This window comes from Saprospiraceae bacterium (assembly GCA_016713025.1).
Classification (GTDB): Bacteria; Bacteroidota; Bacteroidia; order Chitinophagales; family Saprospiraceae; genus OLB9.
In genome coordinates this window covers 3,805,892-3,821,606 of the sequence record JADJPZ010000004.1, presented here as the reverse complement: position 1 = coordinate 3,821,606, position 15,715 = coordinate 3,805,892, and the positions used below count along the sequence as shown (strand labels likewise).

At 36.4% G+C, this 15,715-nt stretch carries 9 protein-coding genes and 1 pseudogene; 1 reads left to right on the top strand and 9 read right to left on the bottom strand.

The window, feature by feature from the left end:
- Window positions 1-129: 129 nt before the first annotated feature.
- From IPK35_22525 to IPK35_22510, 4 genes and pseudogenes are all read right to left on the bottom strand, one after another.
- The gene (locus IPK35_22525; GenBank protein ID MBK8055965.1) at window positions 130-687 is read right to left on the bottom strand and encodes a transposase; all 558 of its coding nucleotides are present in this window, start codon (window positions 685-687) and stop codon (window positions 130-132) included.
- On the bottom strand, window positions 588-1,409 hold the full coding sequence (locus IPK35_22520) for a transposase zinc-binding domain-containing protein (GenBank protein MBK8055964.1): 822 nt from the start codon (window positions 1,407-1,409) through the stop codon (window positions 588-590). The genes IPK35_22525 and IPK35_22520 overlap by 100 nt, the downstream gene beginning before the upstream one ends.
- A 17-nt stretch (window positions 1,410-1,426) precedes the next feature.
- Entirely contained in the window at window positions 1,427-2,329 is a 903-nt protein-coding gene (locus IPK35_22515) for a tyrosine-type recombinase/integrase (GenBank protein ID MBK8055963.1), read from the bottom strand.
- Between the two features lie 548 nt (window positions 2,330-2,877).
- A pseudogene (locus IPK35_22510) lies at window positions 2,878-3,425 on the bottom strand (bifunctional (p)ppGpp synthetase/guanosine-3',5'-bis(diphosphate) 3'-pyrophosphohydrolase).
- Here IPK35_22510 and IPK35_22505 point away from each other — a divergent pair.
- A complete protein-coding gene (locus tag IPK35_22505; protein ID MBK8055962.1) occupies window positions 3,418-4,008 on the top strand; it encodes a hypothetical protein in 591 nt (196 codons plus the stop codon). The pseudogene IPK35_22510 and the gene IPK35_22505 sit on opposite strands and share 8 nt — an antisense overlap.
- A 232-nt stretch (window positions 4,009-4,240) precedes the next feature.
- Here the strand turns inward: IPK35_22505 and IPK35_22500 are convergent, their stop codons facing one another.
- From IPK35_22500 to IPK35_22480, 5 genes are all read right to left on the bottom strand, one after another.
- A complete protein-coding gene (locus IPK35_22500; GenBank protein ID MBK8055961.1) occupies window positions 4,241-5,755 on the bottom strand; it encodes a glycoside hydrolase family 32 protein in 1,515 nt (504 codons plus the stop codon).
- Window positions 5,756-6,078: 323 nt separating this feature from the next.
- On the bottom strand, window positions 6,079-7,785 hold the full coding sequence (locus IPK35_22495) for a RagB/SusD family nutrient uptake outer membrane protein (GenBank protein ID MBK8055960.1): 1,707 nt from the start codon (window positions 7,783-7,785) through the stop codon (window positions 6,079-6,081).
- A 37-nt stretch (window positions 7,786-7,822) separates the two neighbouring features.
- On the bottom strand, window positions 7,823-10,963 hold the full coding sequence (locus IPK35_22490; GenBank protein ID MBK8055959.1) for a SusC/RagA family TonB-linked outer membrane protein: 3,141 nt from the start codon (window positions 10,961-10,963) through the stop codon (window positions 7,823-7,825).
- A 105-nt stretch (window positions 10,964-11,068) separates the two neighbouring features.
- A complete protein-coding gene (locus tag IPK35_22485) occupies window positions 11,069-12,394 on the bottom strand; it encodes a sugar porter family MFS transporter (protein MBK8055958.1) in 1,326 nt (441 codons plus the stop codon).
- 247 nt (window positions 12,395-12,641) lie between these two features.
- A complete protein-coding gene (locus IPK35_22480) occupies window positions 12,642-15,377 on the bottom strand; it encodes a substrate-binding domain-containing protein (protein MBK8055957.1) in 2,736 nt (911 codons plus the stop codon).
- Window positions 15,378-15,715 lie beyond the last annotated feature (338 nt).

Genomic DNA, 15,715 nt, shown 5'->3' with positions numbered 1-15,715 from the left:
ATTTTTTATTTCATGGTGATTTTTGAAAGTTTTGACATCTTATCTTTAGTTTACCATTGTACTTCGCTGTTTTCGCTAGTGTTTCCACATATTTTGGTATATTGAATGTGGTATTCTGGTGTATTATTTTCATCTCGGTATAATGTTTTGGTATGAATTGCATTCTGGCGGCGGCCTTGGAGTCGGGATATTGATGTAGGCTGATATCCATGATTTATCAGGCTTTATTTCTTCTAATTGATGGTTATCTGATCCACAGACTTCACATTTATAGGGATTGAGTTTCATCAGTTCTGTGATGATTTCAAATACTGTGCGGATGGTTTGACCATTTCGTTTTACGGCATCAGGGATGGTGGTTTTGAGTTTGGAAGAATGATTGTGAATGCCATAAGATCGGGATTTTTGGAAGTAAGGTGGGAGGACATGCTGCAATATTTGATCGATAGCAACGAGCGGTTCCATGATTTTGTAAGCTATGGGAGCCACTTGGCCAGCTTGTTGATTCTTGTAATCATTGTGCAGGAGGATGACCTTTTCGGAGTCTTTGATATAATCGAGTCGCTTATTTGATACAGCAATGCGGTTTACCCCGTTGGAAAATTTCCTACGGGGTTGATATACTTTGCCAGGTAATCTTCTATGATTTTGGTATCCATCGTTGGCCGGGTGGAGTGAACAACCCATCGGATTTTTTCCACATCAGTGATGAGTACTTCAAAATCATTGTGATAAGTGATTTTGCCTGATTTATGAAGAGATCTGAGCTCCTTGATAAATATGGCTTTGTAGCTTGCACAGATGCTTCTATACTTGTCGAGTTTGTGTTTATCCTTGGGGTAAATCCATGCTCCGTCATCGCTCAGACCTCCAAAAAAAAGTGATAAATAATGACTATATCTAGCTGCAAGCCGTCGTTTGCAGTTCCTTTCCTTTAAAGCCAAATCGTTGGCTTTAATGCTGCTCAAAGCAGCAACGGTCAGTCTTATATCAGACCCAAAAGTATGAAGAATAGATGTCATGCCGGGTGTATAACCCGATTTGGCTCCGATGTTTTTGATGGTCATCCATGCTACTTTCATGATCAGGGAATAGATGACGGATTCATTATTGCGCGCAAGATTATTAAGTTGATGTGGCAGGGTGAATATGGTGTGAACATAAGGTATTTTGAGTAAATTGCTCCGGAGTTTATCCACCCATTGTTCCCGCTTAATACTCTGACATATCATACAATGACTATGCCCGCAACTGTGATAAATGTAATGTTTATGACCACAGTCATTGCAATGGATGACGGTAGCACCGAGTGCAGGTGTCTTGCAGACTCTGATGGCACGTATGAGTTTGATCTGTTGGTGTGATGGCTTGTATATCTCGATATATTGCTCCCCATAGTCTCGAAACAAGTCACCGATACTATTTCTTACCTGTACTTTATGGGCAGGTTGTCGATCGGATGTTTGATGTAGCGGTGGCGTTCCACACATAGGCCTATGTAGCGGATGGTGGTTCGCAGGTTTTTGTGCCCCATCTGTTCCTGTAAGAAGACCAAATCCGTGCCACCTTCGAGATGGTGTGTAGCATAACAGTTGCGAAGGGTATGTATTGACCCTTTTTTGGTGACTTTGGCCTTCTTTTTTGCCTGCTGCATGGCCAACTGAACAGAACGTGGATTGTAGGCTTGGGCTTTCACCTTGGCATTAAAGAGATAGACTTCCGGTTTTTCTCTCCTGTAATAATCCCTAAGCAAATCTATAAGTATCTGCGGAAGCATGATAAATCGGTCTTTATTGCCTTTAGCCCGTAGAATGACTATCCAACGGGCTGAACCTTGATTGATGCGTACCTGCATACGATGAGAGTCGATGTCATCGATCTTCACATGGGTGGTTTCACTAAGTCGTGCACCTGTGACATAAACAAAGGTCAGTAACACTTGCTGTTTGAAAGTAGCAGCCGCTTCGATGATCTTGACTACATCTTCTTTGGATAGGATGGAAGGTAGTTTCTTTTCCTTGCGGGCACGTGGCAGTTTTGTCAGACTCCAGGAGAGCATGAGCACATTTTTAAACCATTTTTGGATCGCCGAGTAATCAGAATTGACCGTCTGCCAGTCTTTGCCAGTATCAAATCGGTGCAATAGATATTTACGCACTACATCATCGCTCATCGGCACATTGAGATGATGTTTTTCCCACCAATTGATAAACTGTTTCACAATCTGGACATACGTTTTGATGATGCGTTTGGAGAAGTTTTTGAGTATCATAAACTCTTCAAATTCTACCACATGGTAATCACTTACATACTTTAATTCGGACATCATAACTTCGATTTTTGAGATAAATTAATCCCACAAAAATAAGTGTTATTCGATTCATTATCAGTATTGTCCGACTGCTATTCTTGGGCAATGTGAGGAGGGTTTGTTCAACGTCCCGCTGCTCACCCGACGTGCCGTCGCGTTAGCAGGCATGTTGTGGTAGCAGCAGTTAGTCGATTTTATTTTATAAAATTTTAAAGTTAAGCTACTTTTTAAAAATCATCTGATGAAGTAATGCCAGGCTATTGTCATCAAATGTTTGATTTGTGCAGTAGGCTGATCATTACGTTAATACAAAAATATAAAAATATTTTCAAAAAGTTACCACTATTTCAAAATATTCTCTGAACTTCGCCCAAGCTTTTTAAGCGATTAGCTTTGAAAGATCTTTCTTTCAGCAAATTCCACTTTGCAAAAGCTTGATTTCATATTTTTGTATTATCATCAGACGGATTTTTTTAGCTTAATTTCGTACTAACGATCCAGCACTGGCGATCGTCTACAGCGATAGCAAGGATGACATCCAGTGCATTGTTAGCTATAGTGCAAATTCAATTAGCTTTTGATATTTTTTTGTATTCTTCAATTTTCAATTGCAACCTACTTTCTAAATATGGGTTACATCCATTTAAGATTTTTGAAATTATTTCAGCTTCCTTTATGTATTCTATCTTTTTTTCGAAACTCCAATGCGCTGGGGGAGTTTGTAGATTTGTAATTCTGTCAGCTAATTTTACTGCCCAGACTTCTTTAGGCAATTGTTTTGTTCTATTCAAGCTATCCAACATTTTTTCACTTTAGGTAATTTGTCATTTTTTGTTAATGCTTGAACTCCTTTTGCCAATTCAGACCCAAATTCATTTTCCAATTCTTCATAAGTTGCACTTGTATCTTCTAATGTGTCATGTAATAAAGCTATTTGAATTGCAATAAAAAGATTAAAGTTTTTTGAATTTTGACTTGCCATTAATATTTCCATTGCAACATTGCTTAAATGTACAACATAAGGCAATTTAGTGCTTGGAATTGTTTGCTCCTTTTCTAAATGTTTTAATGTTGCAAATTTTATTGTTTTTTGATAGATTGTTTGAATGTCCATTTTTACACTACTATTATTCAGTTGGGTTCTAATTCTATTATTAGGTTTTGAAATTATTTATAATGCCTTTCAAGCAAACAAAGGACAACTTTCACATTATAATATTTCAACACCAATGTATTCAGCATTGAATTCAATGATGGCATTAGCTGCCACCTTGGTTACTCTTTACACAGCTTATGTTGGTATCTTATTTTTCAAAAACGACTTTCCTAATCTTCCTACTTACTACCTGTGGGCAATTCGTTTTGGAATATTAATATTTGTAATTTTTTCTTTTGAAGGTTTTGCATTGGGTTTAAGACTTAATCATAGTGTTGGAGCATTAAACGATAATTCAAATTGGTTAATCGTTGGTTGGAGCAAGACAGTTGGAGATTTAAGAGTTTCTCATTTTATTGGAATGCACGCCTTACAAGTATTACCGATAGTATCGTTTTATTTCCTAAAAAACACTAAATTGACGATCGGACTTTCCTTAATTTATGGACTTTTAGCATTACTGACACTTATACAAGCAATACAAGGCAGACCATTAATTAAAGGAAGTGAAAGTGACAAACAATCGGAAATAAAAATGTAAATTTGCGAAGAAACAAAGCCCCTACCGCTAACAACTAAGTTTTCGTTTGGTACGAAGTGCCTAAAATGAAAACTCCGTTGAACGTAAGCTACTGTAGCGGAGCCAGACTTGAAAAACGAATTTTAGTTTATTAACGCAGAGCGTCACAAGTTATGGAGATATCGTTAGATACCTTGACTATTCCATCTTCTTTGCAGCACCTAGGATTTTTTTTATAAATACTTTAAAATTATTATTGTCCAAGTCCTTTGATCTCGGCTCTTTCACCTTCGAAAAAGATAGGTTTACCCATAAAAGTAAGCTTTGAAAATGGTTCACTAGGAAAAAAGATATCCGTCAAAGTAGTCAATCCTCCATCGGCAAAAAGCTCAACAGATGCTACGTCAAGATAGATCTGCCACCTAATAGTGTCCGATTTCTCCAGCCTTGGTGCTACGTGTTTAACAGCAAAAATCGGACTAAAATCCGAACTACCTGCATGTGTTCTGTCTATGGAATATTCGTTTTTGAGTGGATCAAATCCTATGTCTATGTATTCATTCTTAGTATTTGAAAATCTCAGAGTACAATGTTCTTTACTTGGTACAAATGAAAAATCAATATAAGAAGTAGATGCAATTTTTATTTCCTTACCATGTTCATTTATGGATATTTTTGATTTTTGACCCATGATGCTTTCAACTGATTTTACTGGCAAAGATTTTAATATTAGGTCATCATTCATACGATACAATTTTAGCTCTCTAGGCAAGGTCATTGCACTTCTCCATCTTTTGGTCGGAACATGTTGTGCATATTGCCAATTTGACATCCAACCCAAACCTAATATCTTGCCATCGGGTGCATTGGACCAAGTGACAAAAGCATAATTATCTGTACCATAATCCAACCATTTTTGACTTTTAGGATCACCGACAAATGTTTGACCATCAAAATCACCTATAAAATAGCTTGTACCTGTACCACCATTTGGCGCATCTTTTTGAATACTCGTGATTAGCACCCATTTTTGATCATTACTGCCTTCTACTTTTATAGGAAATAGATCAGGACATTCCCACAGTCTTGTATCTCCTGAGATGCCAAACTCACCTGTTTTTGTCCAGTCTTTGAGATTTGGCGATTGATAAAAGAGAACTTTGTCATAAGCAGCGAAAACCATGACCCATTTTTTGCTGGCTTCGTGCCAGATCACTTTTGGGTCCCTAAAATCTTTGATACCTGGGTTTTTGACAACTGGATTCCCTTCATATTTTGTGAATGTTCGGCCATTATCATTAGAGTAGGCGATGGATTGATTTTGGAAGGTCAATGATTTTGATCTTTCTCCTTCCATATCGTGATGAGTAAAAATGGCTACGATCGGATTCTTGCCATCTTTGCCAAAGCCGCTGGTATTGCCTTTATCTACCACTGCGCTACCGGAAAATATAAAACCCAGTGAGTCAGGGTAAAGAGCAATGGGTAGGTGTTCCCATTTCACCAAGTCCTTGCTCACAGCATGTCCCCAATGCATTGGTCCCCAAACTGTTGAGTCTGGGAAATATTGGTAAAACAAGTGATATTCACCATCATGATAAACCATGCCATTCGGGTCATTCATCCACATGGAGTCAGGCGTGAAGTGAAAGCCAGGTCTATGAGTTTCTACATCAGTAACTACAGAAGAATTCGTCTTGTTCTGACAATTCCAAAAAATCAGAACAAAGAAATAAAATATTGATGTTTGAATTATTTTATTACTCATTTTATACGATATTATTAAATAGAAAGGAAAAAGTGGTTATGATTCAATTATTGAAAAAATTCAGGATTTCTAATCAAGTACTCGCTTACTATTTACTGTATTGAAACTAATTTCCTTTATTTCCCAAGATGATTGTGAGCCCAAAGCAAGGCTACATATTTGTTCTCTATACATATCCATGACATACAGCGTTTTATATATTATCCATTAGATATAGACCCATTTTTTTTAATAAAAAAAATAACAGAGGGAAAAGTTTATAAAATGGTAGCAGAAGCCAAACTGCTACCATTCAATTATAAACCTATTCTAACAAAATCATTTTAGAATCCAGGATTCTGTTTGTATAAACCGTTCGTAAAAGTAATTTCGGCTTGAGGTATTGGCAAATATTCATCTCTACCCGCCGTAAATTTTGCTGTTGCTAAATATGGCCTTCTAACTTTTTCCTTTTCAATGTATGCATTTAGCGTTTGTTCAGCAATACCCCAACGAACGAGGTCAAAAAACCTGTGTCCTTCAGTGGCAAATTCTAAACGACGCTCCCATATTAAAGCTTTAAAAGCAAAATCCTTAGTCCAACCAGCAGAAGTATATGGTTTTACGTTATAAGTTGAAGCAAAAGTTCCATCCAATTTTTTTAATTTTCCAGTACTTTGTGCAGCTCTGTCTCTGATTTGATTGATCAATGACAAAGCTTTATCTTGCTCACCCAATTGAATATACGCCTCAGCTTGCATTAATAAAATATCATCGTATCGAATAATATCATAATTTTTGGCAGTTCCCATAAATGGTCCAAGTTTAAAATAAGATCCGCTAGATGCTAATTGTTGAAACCTCATGGTATGAAAATTGCCATAAACGCCGGGATCTCTTACCCAACTATTGCTAAAAAGTGCTGTATTATCATACTTATAAACATGACCATCTATTCCTACTGTATGGTCAAGTCGTGGGTCAACTGATTGAGCGCTTAAATCAGCAATGTTATCATTGAAAGTGTCGAAATTTGGCAATCCATTTGCATTAGTAGTGTGTGCATTGACTAAATTTTGACTACCTGCATGGAATCCACAACAGCCGTATTGTGGAGCTCCGTGTGGATAATTCAAACCATCTTCAAAACTCATTCTTCCTGCGGTAGTGCCGTCATTTATAGTAAACTGAATAGCAAAAACTGACTCAGGACCATTTTCAGTCTCAGGTAAAAAATTATTTGCTATGTCAGCATGAAGCGAAAATTTACCAGACGAGATAACAGCCTGTGTGAGCGTAACTACTTCTTGTAATCTTGTTTTATTGATATTTGTAACTTTATGATTATCGTCTTGCTCATAAGCTTGATACAATCTAAGTTTAGCCAAATAAGCTTGGGCTGATAGTTTATTAGCCCTAGCAAGCTCAGGTTGTGTCTCAGGTAAATTGTCAATTGCAAACTGGAAATCAGCTGCAATTTTATTCCATGATTCTTCATTGCTAAGCGTATTTGAAACCTTTAAAATTTCTTCATCGCTAACAGTTTCATCAAAAATAGGAATGTTCTTATACAATTTTTTCATAATGAAATAGCTGTGCCCTCTTAAAAAACGTAACTCTGCCAAACGAATTTTTTTGGCTGGAAATTCAGTTTCATTTAGTGTATTTACAGCTCGTAAGGCCACATTACATCTGGATATTGATTTGAAAAGATTTTGCCAAGTACGGGTTACAAATGCGCCCATAGTTGGCGTTGTGAGATTGTAATGTTCTAAAGCATCTATTTCACCTATGTCACCAGTGCCACCGCCACCTTTGTATGTGTCATCAGAACGTACACTTCCATATACCCAATCACTGTATATTGGGCCAATCATGTCTCCATTGCCAATTGCTGCATAAGCTGAAGTAACGAGGCCATCAATAGCCGTGGGTGAAGTCAAGTCAGATGAAGATAACACGCCTGTTGGTGTATAATCAAGTGAATCTGTACACGAACCTAAAAACAGTAGACCTGTTAAAGCTAAAATTGAAAATATCTTGTTTTTCATTTTGTAACTATTTATTATATTTTATAAATTATTTTAATTAGAAAGATGCATTCACACCAAATGTAAATGTCTTAGGAATTGGAATAGGGTCTAAATCAATTCGCTCCGGATCTGGGCTCAAGTATTTAGAACTTTTGATCCAGAATAGATTTTCAGCCATAACATAGATGCGAAGGTTTGATAAGATTGATTTAGGGCTAAGAGAATACCCAAGTTGGATGTTTCTCATTTTAAAGTATGATGTGTTCACAATAAAATAATCAGAAGTTCTTCCTTCTCCATTATTATCTTTGAGTGTAAGTGCAGGAACATTAGTATCGGTATTTTGAGGAGTCCATCCATTAAACACACCCGGACCTACATTTTCTCGTCCTTTCATCAGATTGTTGAAAACAGTATATACATCAAATCCCTTTCTACCAGCAACACCCGATCCAAACAATGACAGGTCAAATTTCTTGTATTTTAAATCAACCCTCAACCCATATTCTAAAGCAGGTAAAGTAGTGCCGATCCATGTTCTATCCAAGTCGTCAATTTTTCCATCACTATTGATGTCAACATATCTTATTCTACCTGGTCCTGCACCGATTTGCGTAGGTGCTGCTTCAACTTCAGCCTGTGATTGGAACAAGCCATTGGTTTGGTATCCAAAAATATCAAATTGTGAACGTCCAATAATTGTATTGACAAGATTTCCAGCATAAGCAGGTCTTACATTTTCTGGAAGCTCCGTGATTTTATCTCTAAAATGGGCAAAATTTGTAACAATATTATAGCTTAAGCCTTTGGAATTTCCTCCTCTGTAGCCTAAGACAAACTCCCAACCTTTGTTGGACTTCGATGCGCCATTGACTGCCTTAGTTTGACCTTCACCAAGCGTAGCTGCTACTGGAGGTGTAATCAAAATACCTGACGTCTTACGTGTGAAATAATCAAATGATCCAAAAATTCTATCATTTAAAAATCCAAAATCAATACCAGCATTAACCTCATCAGTAGTTTCCCGCTTCAATGAAGGATTTGCTGCTTGCGTTTGTACAAAACCAGAAGGCAGTGTACCCGTATTTGCGCCTGATAATGAATAAGCTGTACCAATATTCATATATTGTTCCCAAAATCCACCTACCAACTGAGCTTGTGTCGTACCATACCTTGTATCAAATAATCCAAAACGAGCCAAATCACCAATTTGTTGATTCCCTACTCGACCTACACCTACTCTCGCTTTTAACTGTGAGATTACTTTATTGTCTAACATAAAATTTTCTTGGTCAATTCTCCAACCTACGGATGCAGCTGGGAAAATGCCAAATTGATTATCTGCTCCAAAACGTGATGATCCATCTCGGCGAAGAGTAATTGCCGCCAAATATTTATTGGAAAAATTATAATCTACACGTCCAAATTGAGAAAACAAACGATTACCTGTTGAACCTCCTGAAACGGTTGTATTTCCTGTACCAGCATTGAGCGTAAAATAGTCTTCAGTCTGGAGAGCAAATCCTTCTTTTTTCGTGAATTGAAAGTTAAAATCTGTTTTTATAAATTCAGTACCTACTAAAAATTTAAAACTACTTTTTTCATTAAGTTCTAGATTATATCTCAGAGTATTAGCCCAAGTTGTACTTAAATAATGATTCTGATCTAAAGATAAGCTATTTGTAGTTCTGTTAAAAGCTCCTTCTGAAAATTTTGGTGTAATCACTTTATTCAAAAATGTTGCATTATCTGCACCTAAATTTGATTTAAAAAATAGATTTTTAATAGGTTGAATCTCTAAAAATATATTTCCGAATGTACTTAAGCGATTGGCATTATTCCATTTTGCTATGTCTTGCATATGAAGTGGGTTATTTCTATCCGAATAGCCACCACCTGAAGCGCCTGCATAAGTTATTCCATCTGCTTTATATACAGGAATTGTGGGTGCAAGCGTAACAGCCAAAAAGGAGGTGGCTGCACCACCCAAGTCTCTTGCTGTCAATGTTTCATTCGAATTTGCAATTCTTAAATTTACTCCTAAATTTAATTTATTATTAAACGCTCTAGTGATGGCATTGATGCTACCACTCAATCGATCATAGTTAGTAAATCGAAGCATACCTGTATTTTTCAATTGACCAAGATTAAATTCAATTGATGAGTTTTTACTACCATATGAAGCTGTAAAATCATTCTGCGTTACTATTCCTGTTTTATATAATTCTGATTGCCAATCTGTATCTCCTACAGGTGTATTAGGGTCGCCACCTACGAATGGTTTTGCACTAACACTTTGTAATATTGGGTTGTCAAAATCATTATTCCATTTAAAATCGTAGATATCGCCATAGCCTGCTACAGGATCTTGCCGATCATTTACCGATGCTTGCCATAATGCCTTCCCTCTATCTTCAGCATTCAACATAGTAAAACGCATTGATTTTTCAGATTGTGCAGAAATCCGGCTATTAAACTGAAATGCTACTTTCCCTTCAGTATTGCCTCCATTTTTAGTCGTAACTATGATTACACCGTTAGATGCTCTCGCGCCATAAATAGATTGTGCAGATGCATCTTTCAATACTTGCACTGACTCTATGGTAGCGGGATTCAAATTTTGGAATACTTCTGGCCTAGTAGTCGGAATTCCATCTATGATATATAATGGATCATTATTGCCTAAAGTATTGGCACCTCTGATTAAAATCCTTCCATTTGACCCATTTGGAGAACCGTCTCTTTCGATATACAAACCAGCAACTCTGCCTTGCATGGATTGCATTGGATTTCCGGTACTGTTATTTTTAAGGGGCTCCATATCAACTACAACAATCGAACCAGTCATATCTACCTTTTTTTGTGAAGTGTACCCAACTACAACCACTTCAGCTAATTCTTGACCTGGTTCTAGTGTAACTTCTACATAATTGGTTCCTACAATGGAAACTTCCTGTGATGTATATCCAATGTAAGAAATAGTTAAACTCGTTATACCATCTGGTACTAAGATACTAAATTTACCTTCCACATCAGTGATGGTACCGTCTTGTGTCTTGGACACTAAAATATTAGCTCCAATTAATGGTTCAAGTATGTCGCTCCCGCGCACTATACCTGTTATTTGGCGTTGCGCTTCAATTACAAAGAATGTTTGAAGCAGTAAGAAAATGGAGAGTAAGGCTTTTTTTGTCATGATAAGCATTGTTTAAAAATTACGGAAATTAAAGATCTCATATTGAGTGATTTGCGTTAAAATATTATTTTTGATATTTGGTAATGGTGTATAGTGGTTAACTTTTTAACGATTAATCAATTGTTTTTCTAAATCCTCAAGAGATACCGCTTTCGTCTCAGGCATCATTTTCCATACGAATGCCAACTGCCCTACCATCATCAGAGAGAAGATCAAAAAGACGGTACTAGCTCCTATAGTATCAAATAAATAAGGAATCATCGCTGGAATGCTTGCGGCCATTATCCAATGGACAGAACTACCAAATGCTTGACCACTTGCTCTCAAATGATTAGGAAATATTTCAGATATAAACACCCATATTATAGCTCCTTGACCGATAGCGTGTGATGCAATAAATAAAAATAAAAATAATGGAACAACAAATCCTTGCCATCCAAGGTAAAATGCTATAGCTACCAGTGACAATGAGATGATGTATCCTATAGAGCCAATGTACATTAGTTTTTTACGTCCCACCTTATCGATCAAACTCATACCTATCATCGTAAATATCAAATTTATTACACCGATACCCACACTGCTCATCAGTGATGCACTTTTTTCGAGTCCAGCGATTTCAAATATTCTAGGTGCATAATATAGAAATGCATTGATGCCGGAAAATTGGTTGAAGAAGGCTATCAGAAAAGCTAAAATCAATGGAAATCGGTATTTCTTATCAAAAATACTTTCATCTGTATTTGCTGATTTCTGATCAGACAATATATCCTTGACTTGTTTTGTTACAGGCGTATGAGGATCTATGACAGCTAAGGTAGCTTCCGCTGAAGCCTGATCTTTATTCTTAATGAGTAACCATCTGGGGCTTTCCGGAACAAAAAATACAACGATGGTGTAAAACAAAGCGGGTAGCGCTTCTGCTCCGACCATCCATCTCCAAGGCTCAGTCCCGAAATCTTTGAGTATATAATTGGATAGAAAAGCCACTAAAATACCCAAGACTATATTGAATTGGTACATACCTACGAGCCTTCCGCGGTCATGCTTTGGTGATATCTCTGAGATGTATGCAGGAGCGGCAATGGTCGAAGCGCCTACACCAAGTCCACCTAAGAATCTAAAAATGGCAAACAAAATGGGATCAGTAGCGAGTGCAGAGCCAATGGCAGAGACAAAGTACAAGATACCAATAATAATAAGTGTATTCTTTCTACCTAATTTATCAGTAGGAATAGCACCGAATAATGCTCCAACTACTGTTCCCCAAAGTGCAGATGCCATGATGACAAAACCATGAAAAAAAGCGCCACGTGGCCACAGTGATTGCAGCGGAAGATCTGCTCCTGATATGACTACAGTATCAAACCCAAATAGGAATCCTGCGACTGCCACGGTCAGCGACCATAGCATAATTTTGTTGTGGCTCATGATTTCTAAAATATTGTTGCACAAAATTACCATCCCTTGTATGTAAGTAATTGTGAATTAATATTTTATTTCTTAAATTTTACTCAATAGCCTATAACCACTATCGGTTATTGTATATTAATGTTTTATAAATACAATTTTATTATAATTTAATATTTTATTTTAAAATTGTGTCATCAACTTTAGATATTGTGTCAGAATTATTGATGTACAATCAGCAGATGTATTGACAAAATATAAAGGCCGATCAGATTATATTTTTGTCATCCAAAGGATTACGCCTAAATTGGCTAGGCGTGACATTATATTTTTGTTTGAATACTGTAGAAAAATAATCAGGAGATGAAAATCCCGATGAATAAGCAATGTCCGCAATCGGTGTATCAGTGGCCAACAACAATTTTTCGGCGTGCGAAAGTCGCTTGTTTTGGATAAAATCGCTAATGTTCTCGCCCAATAGAGACTTAGCTTTTCTGTAAAGTTGCGACCTTGATAATTGCATTTCTTCACAAAGATCATTGATTTGAAATTGTGGATCTGTAAAATGATTTTGGATATAGACCGATAGCCGACTGATGAAGTCTTGATCAATGTTTTTTAAAGATGTGTTTTCTCTCAGATCGATCACATCACTGTGCATACTTTCTTTAAGTATTTGACGATTGTGTATTAAATTTTGTATCGTAGCTTCGAGTACGTGTATATTGAACGGTTTGGTAATAAATGATTCTGCTCCAGCTTGCATTGCAGCTATTTGCTGGGTAACAGTAGCCTTTGATGTCAAAATTATGATGGGAATGTGGGAAGTTCGCAAATCGTTTTTCAGTGCTTTTACAATATCTATTCCATCCATTCCAGGTAGTGATAAGTCGCAAATCAATAAGTCAGGTACAAGATTTGTTGCTTGGGCAAAACCATCATTACCTGTGATAGATTGGGTGATTTGATATTTTGACTCCAAATTTCGCAAAAGAAAATGTTGTATTTCTGCATTATCTTCTATGATATGGATATGAAAACTGTCAATATGCTTGATTTCTCTATCATTGACCTGACCAAGTTGATAGTTGAGAGATTCATCATATATCGAGTCAGTAGATATCACGTAGTCTTCATTTTTGATGATTTGATCTGCACTAAAATGATCCTTGCCGATTGGCAAGGTTACTGTAAATCTGGCACCATGTCCTTTTATACTTTGTACCGTGATGCTACCTTTGTGCAGCTCGACTAGAGACTTAGACAAGGACAATCCAAGCCCAGTACCTGCGGAGTGAACACTTTTGATTTGGTAAAAAGGTTCAAATATCTTTTCAAATTCATCTAAGTCAATGCCATCACCCGAATCTTCAACATTTATTTTAACTGTTTTTTCATAAGAATCTGTTATGATAGAAACTGTCACTTTGCCGTGGTCCGGTGTAAATTTAAAAGCATTGGATAGAAGATTGAATATCACTTTATCCATTTTGTCGGGATCAAACCACAATTTTATTTCTTCTGTTTTTGTCAAAAACTTGAATGAAATATTTCTTTGAGCTGCGATGGAACTGTATGAGTCACATATTATTTTAATAAAATCAATGATGTTGTATTCGGATACAGACATATTCATTTTATTAAATTCTACTTTTCTAAAATCCATTAATTGATTGATTAGTCTTAGCAATCGTATGGAATTTTGTTGTATTTGTCTGACCAGAGAATTTTTTTGTTTTTCGTTACCTTTACCAGTGAGCAATTCATCGCTTACTCCCATAATCAAAGTCAAAGGTGTCCGTAGCTCATGAGATATATTTGTAAAGAAGTTTACCTTGGCATTAGTAGCAACTTTTAACTCATCCGACATCTCCAAGATGTGTAATTGTTTCTCCATTATTTCGTTGTTCTTCTCCACCAGCTCTTGATTGGCCTTTTGCTTCTTGCGCAACGATTGCCACAAAAACCAACCCAATATCATAGATACCAACAATGATGTCAATAGCAAGACAATGTAGTTTCTTTGTGTACGAAATATCATTTGAAGTGAAGAGATCAAACCAATCTGCTTATCAATAGTCTCTTGCAAATTTTCAATTTTTTTAAATTGCAAGTGCACAGTTCTTGCATTTGACTTGTTGATAACAATCGTATTAAGTTTATTTATTTTTTCATAAGGCAGATTGTTCAAGATACTCAAAGCTAACATTATCGATTCAGAGCCTCCTGTCGGGTATAAAAGTGATGCATTAATGTCATCATTTTCTACTAGGTCAATACCATTTCCTTCGCCTGGAAGGCCATCCACACCTACAATGGTGATAGATCGTGACCATGCCATTCCCTTCAACCAGGAAGAGGCTTGATGAGCCAAGAAATCTGAGTGTGCAAAAATGCTGTTAATTTCTGGTTGAGTGTTTAAAATATTCTGAAATTCTTGCTTTAAGCTGTCTATTTCTCGATCCAACTCCAGGCTCCGTATAATCCTATGTTTCGGATTATTTACAAACTCCGCCGTGAAACCTTGACTCCTTTCTATAGCTGGCGTGATGCTATGACTCAATTGAAATTCCAATGCATTTACACCATAGGGATGTAATGTTTTCAAGTATGAAGCGGCCATTCTACCTATTTCTACATTATTCCCACCAACAAATGCACTGAAAGCATTTGATTCTGTCCTTCGGTCCACCAGTATAATAGGCAAACCAGTTTTAAATATACTGTCTAGCAACCTGGTAAATGCTTTTGATTCATTCGGAGAAACTATCAATAGATCAATACCTGATTTTACCAAATTTTTTATATCTTCCTCTTGCTTAACATTGTCATTATTTGCAACTCTTATTTGCAAGTTTAATTCTGAATGAAAAGCAAGTTCACGTCTCATCTCAAGATTCATGGCAGTGCGCCAAGGGTCATCGCAACATTGAGAAAATCCGATAGTATATTTTTTACTCGATTCCTTATTTTCGCATGAATACATCACAATAAGTGTCATCAACGTTAACAAAGATAATTTATCAAAGTAAATTTTAAAATTTATATTGCCCATATACAATCATTCTTCAACAAAGGTAACTGTTTATTTTAAAAATGAATCATACTTTGATTTTTACAATCTTATCAAGTATCGCGATACAATAACAATATAACTTAACCCAAGTTGGAGAAAGGATTAACGGCTGCTTTGTATGAAAGGCATAACTCAAAGGAATATCTACGAATTCGCATGTACAAAGATAAATTAATTGCACAAAACCCATAGCGAATTTGTAGATATTTAAGTTTAGACCGTTGGATTATAGCCAATTTATTTATTATACAAACAATGAAATCTTT

Excerpts from the sequence above, each read along its gene's own strand:
- IPK35_22515 (MBK8055963.1), bottom strand. The coding sequence starts at position 2,329 with ATGATGTCCGAATTAAAGTATGTAAGTGATTACCATGTGGTAGAATTT.
- IPK35_22485 (MBK8055958.1), bottom strand. The coding sequence starts at position 12,394 with ATGAGCCACAACAAAATTATGCTATGGTCGCTGACCGTGGCAGTCGCA.
- IPK35_22505 (MBK8055962.1), top strand. The coding sequence starts at position 3,418 with ATGTCCATTTTTACACTACTATTATTCAGTTGGGTTCTAATTCTATTA.
- IPK35_22500 (MBK8055961.1), bottom strand. The coding sequence starts at position 5,755 with ATGAGTAATAAAATAATTCAAACATCAATATTTTATTTCTTTGTTCTG.
- IPK35_22525 (MBK8055965.1), bottom strand. The coding sequence starts at position 687 with ATGGGTTGTTCACTCCACCCGGCCAACGATGGATACCAAAATCATAGA.
- IPK35_22495 (MBK8055960.1), bottom strand. The coding sequence starts at position 7,785 with ATGAAAAACAAGATATTTTCAATTTTAGCTTTAACAGGTCTACTGTTT.
- IPK35_22490 (MBK8055959.1), bottom strand. The coding sequence starts at position 10,963 with ATGACAAAAAAAGCCTTACTCTCCATTTTCTTACTGCTTCAAACATTC.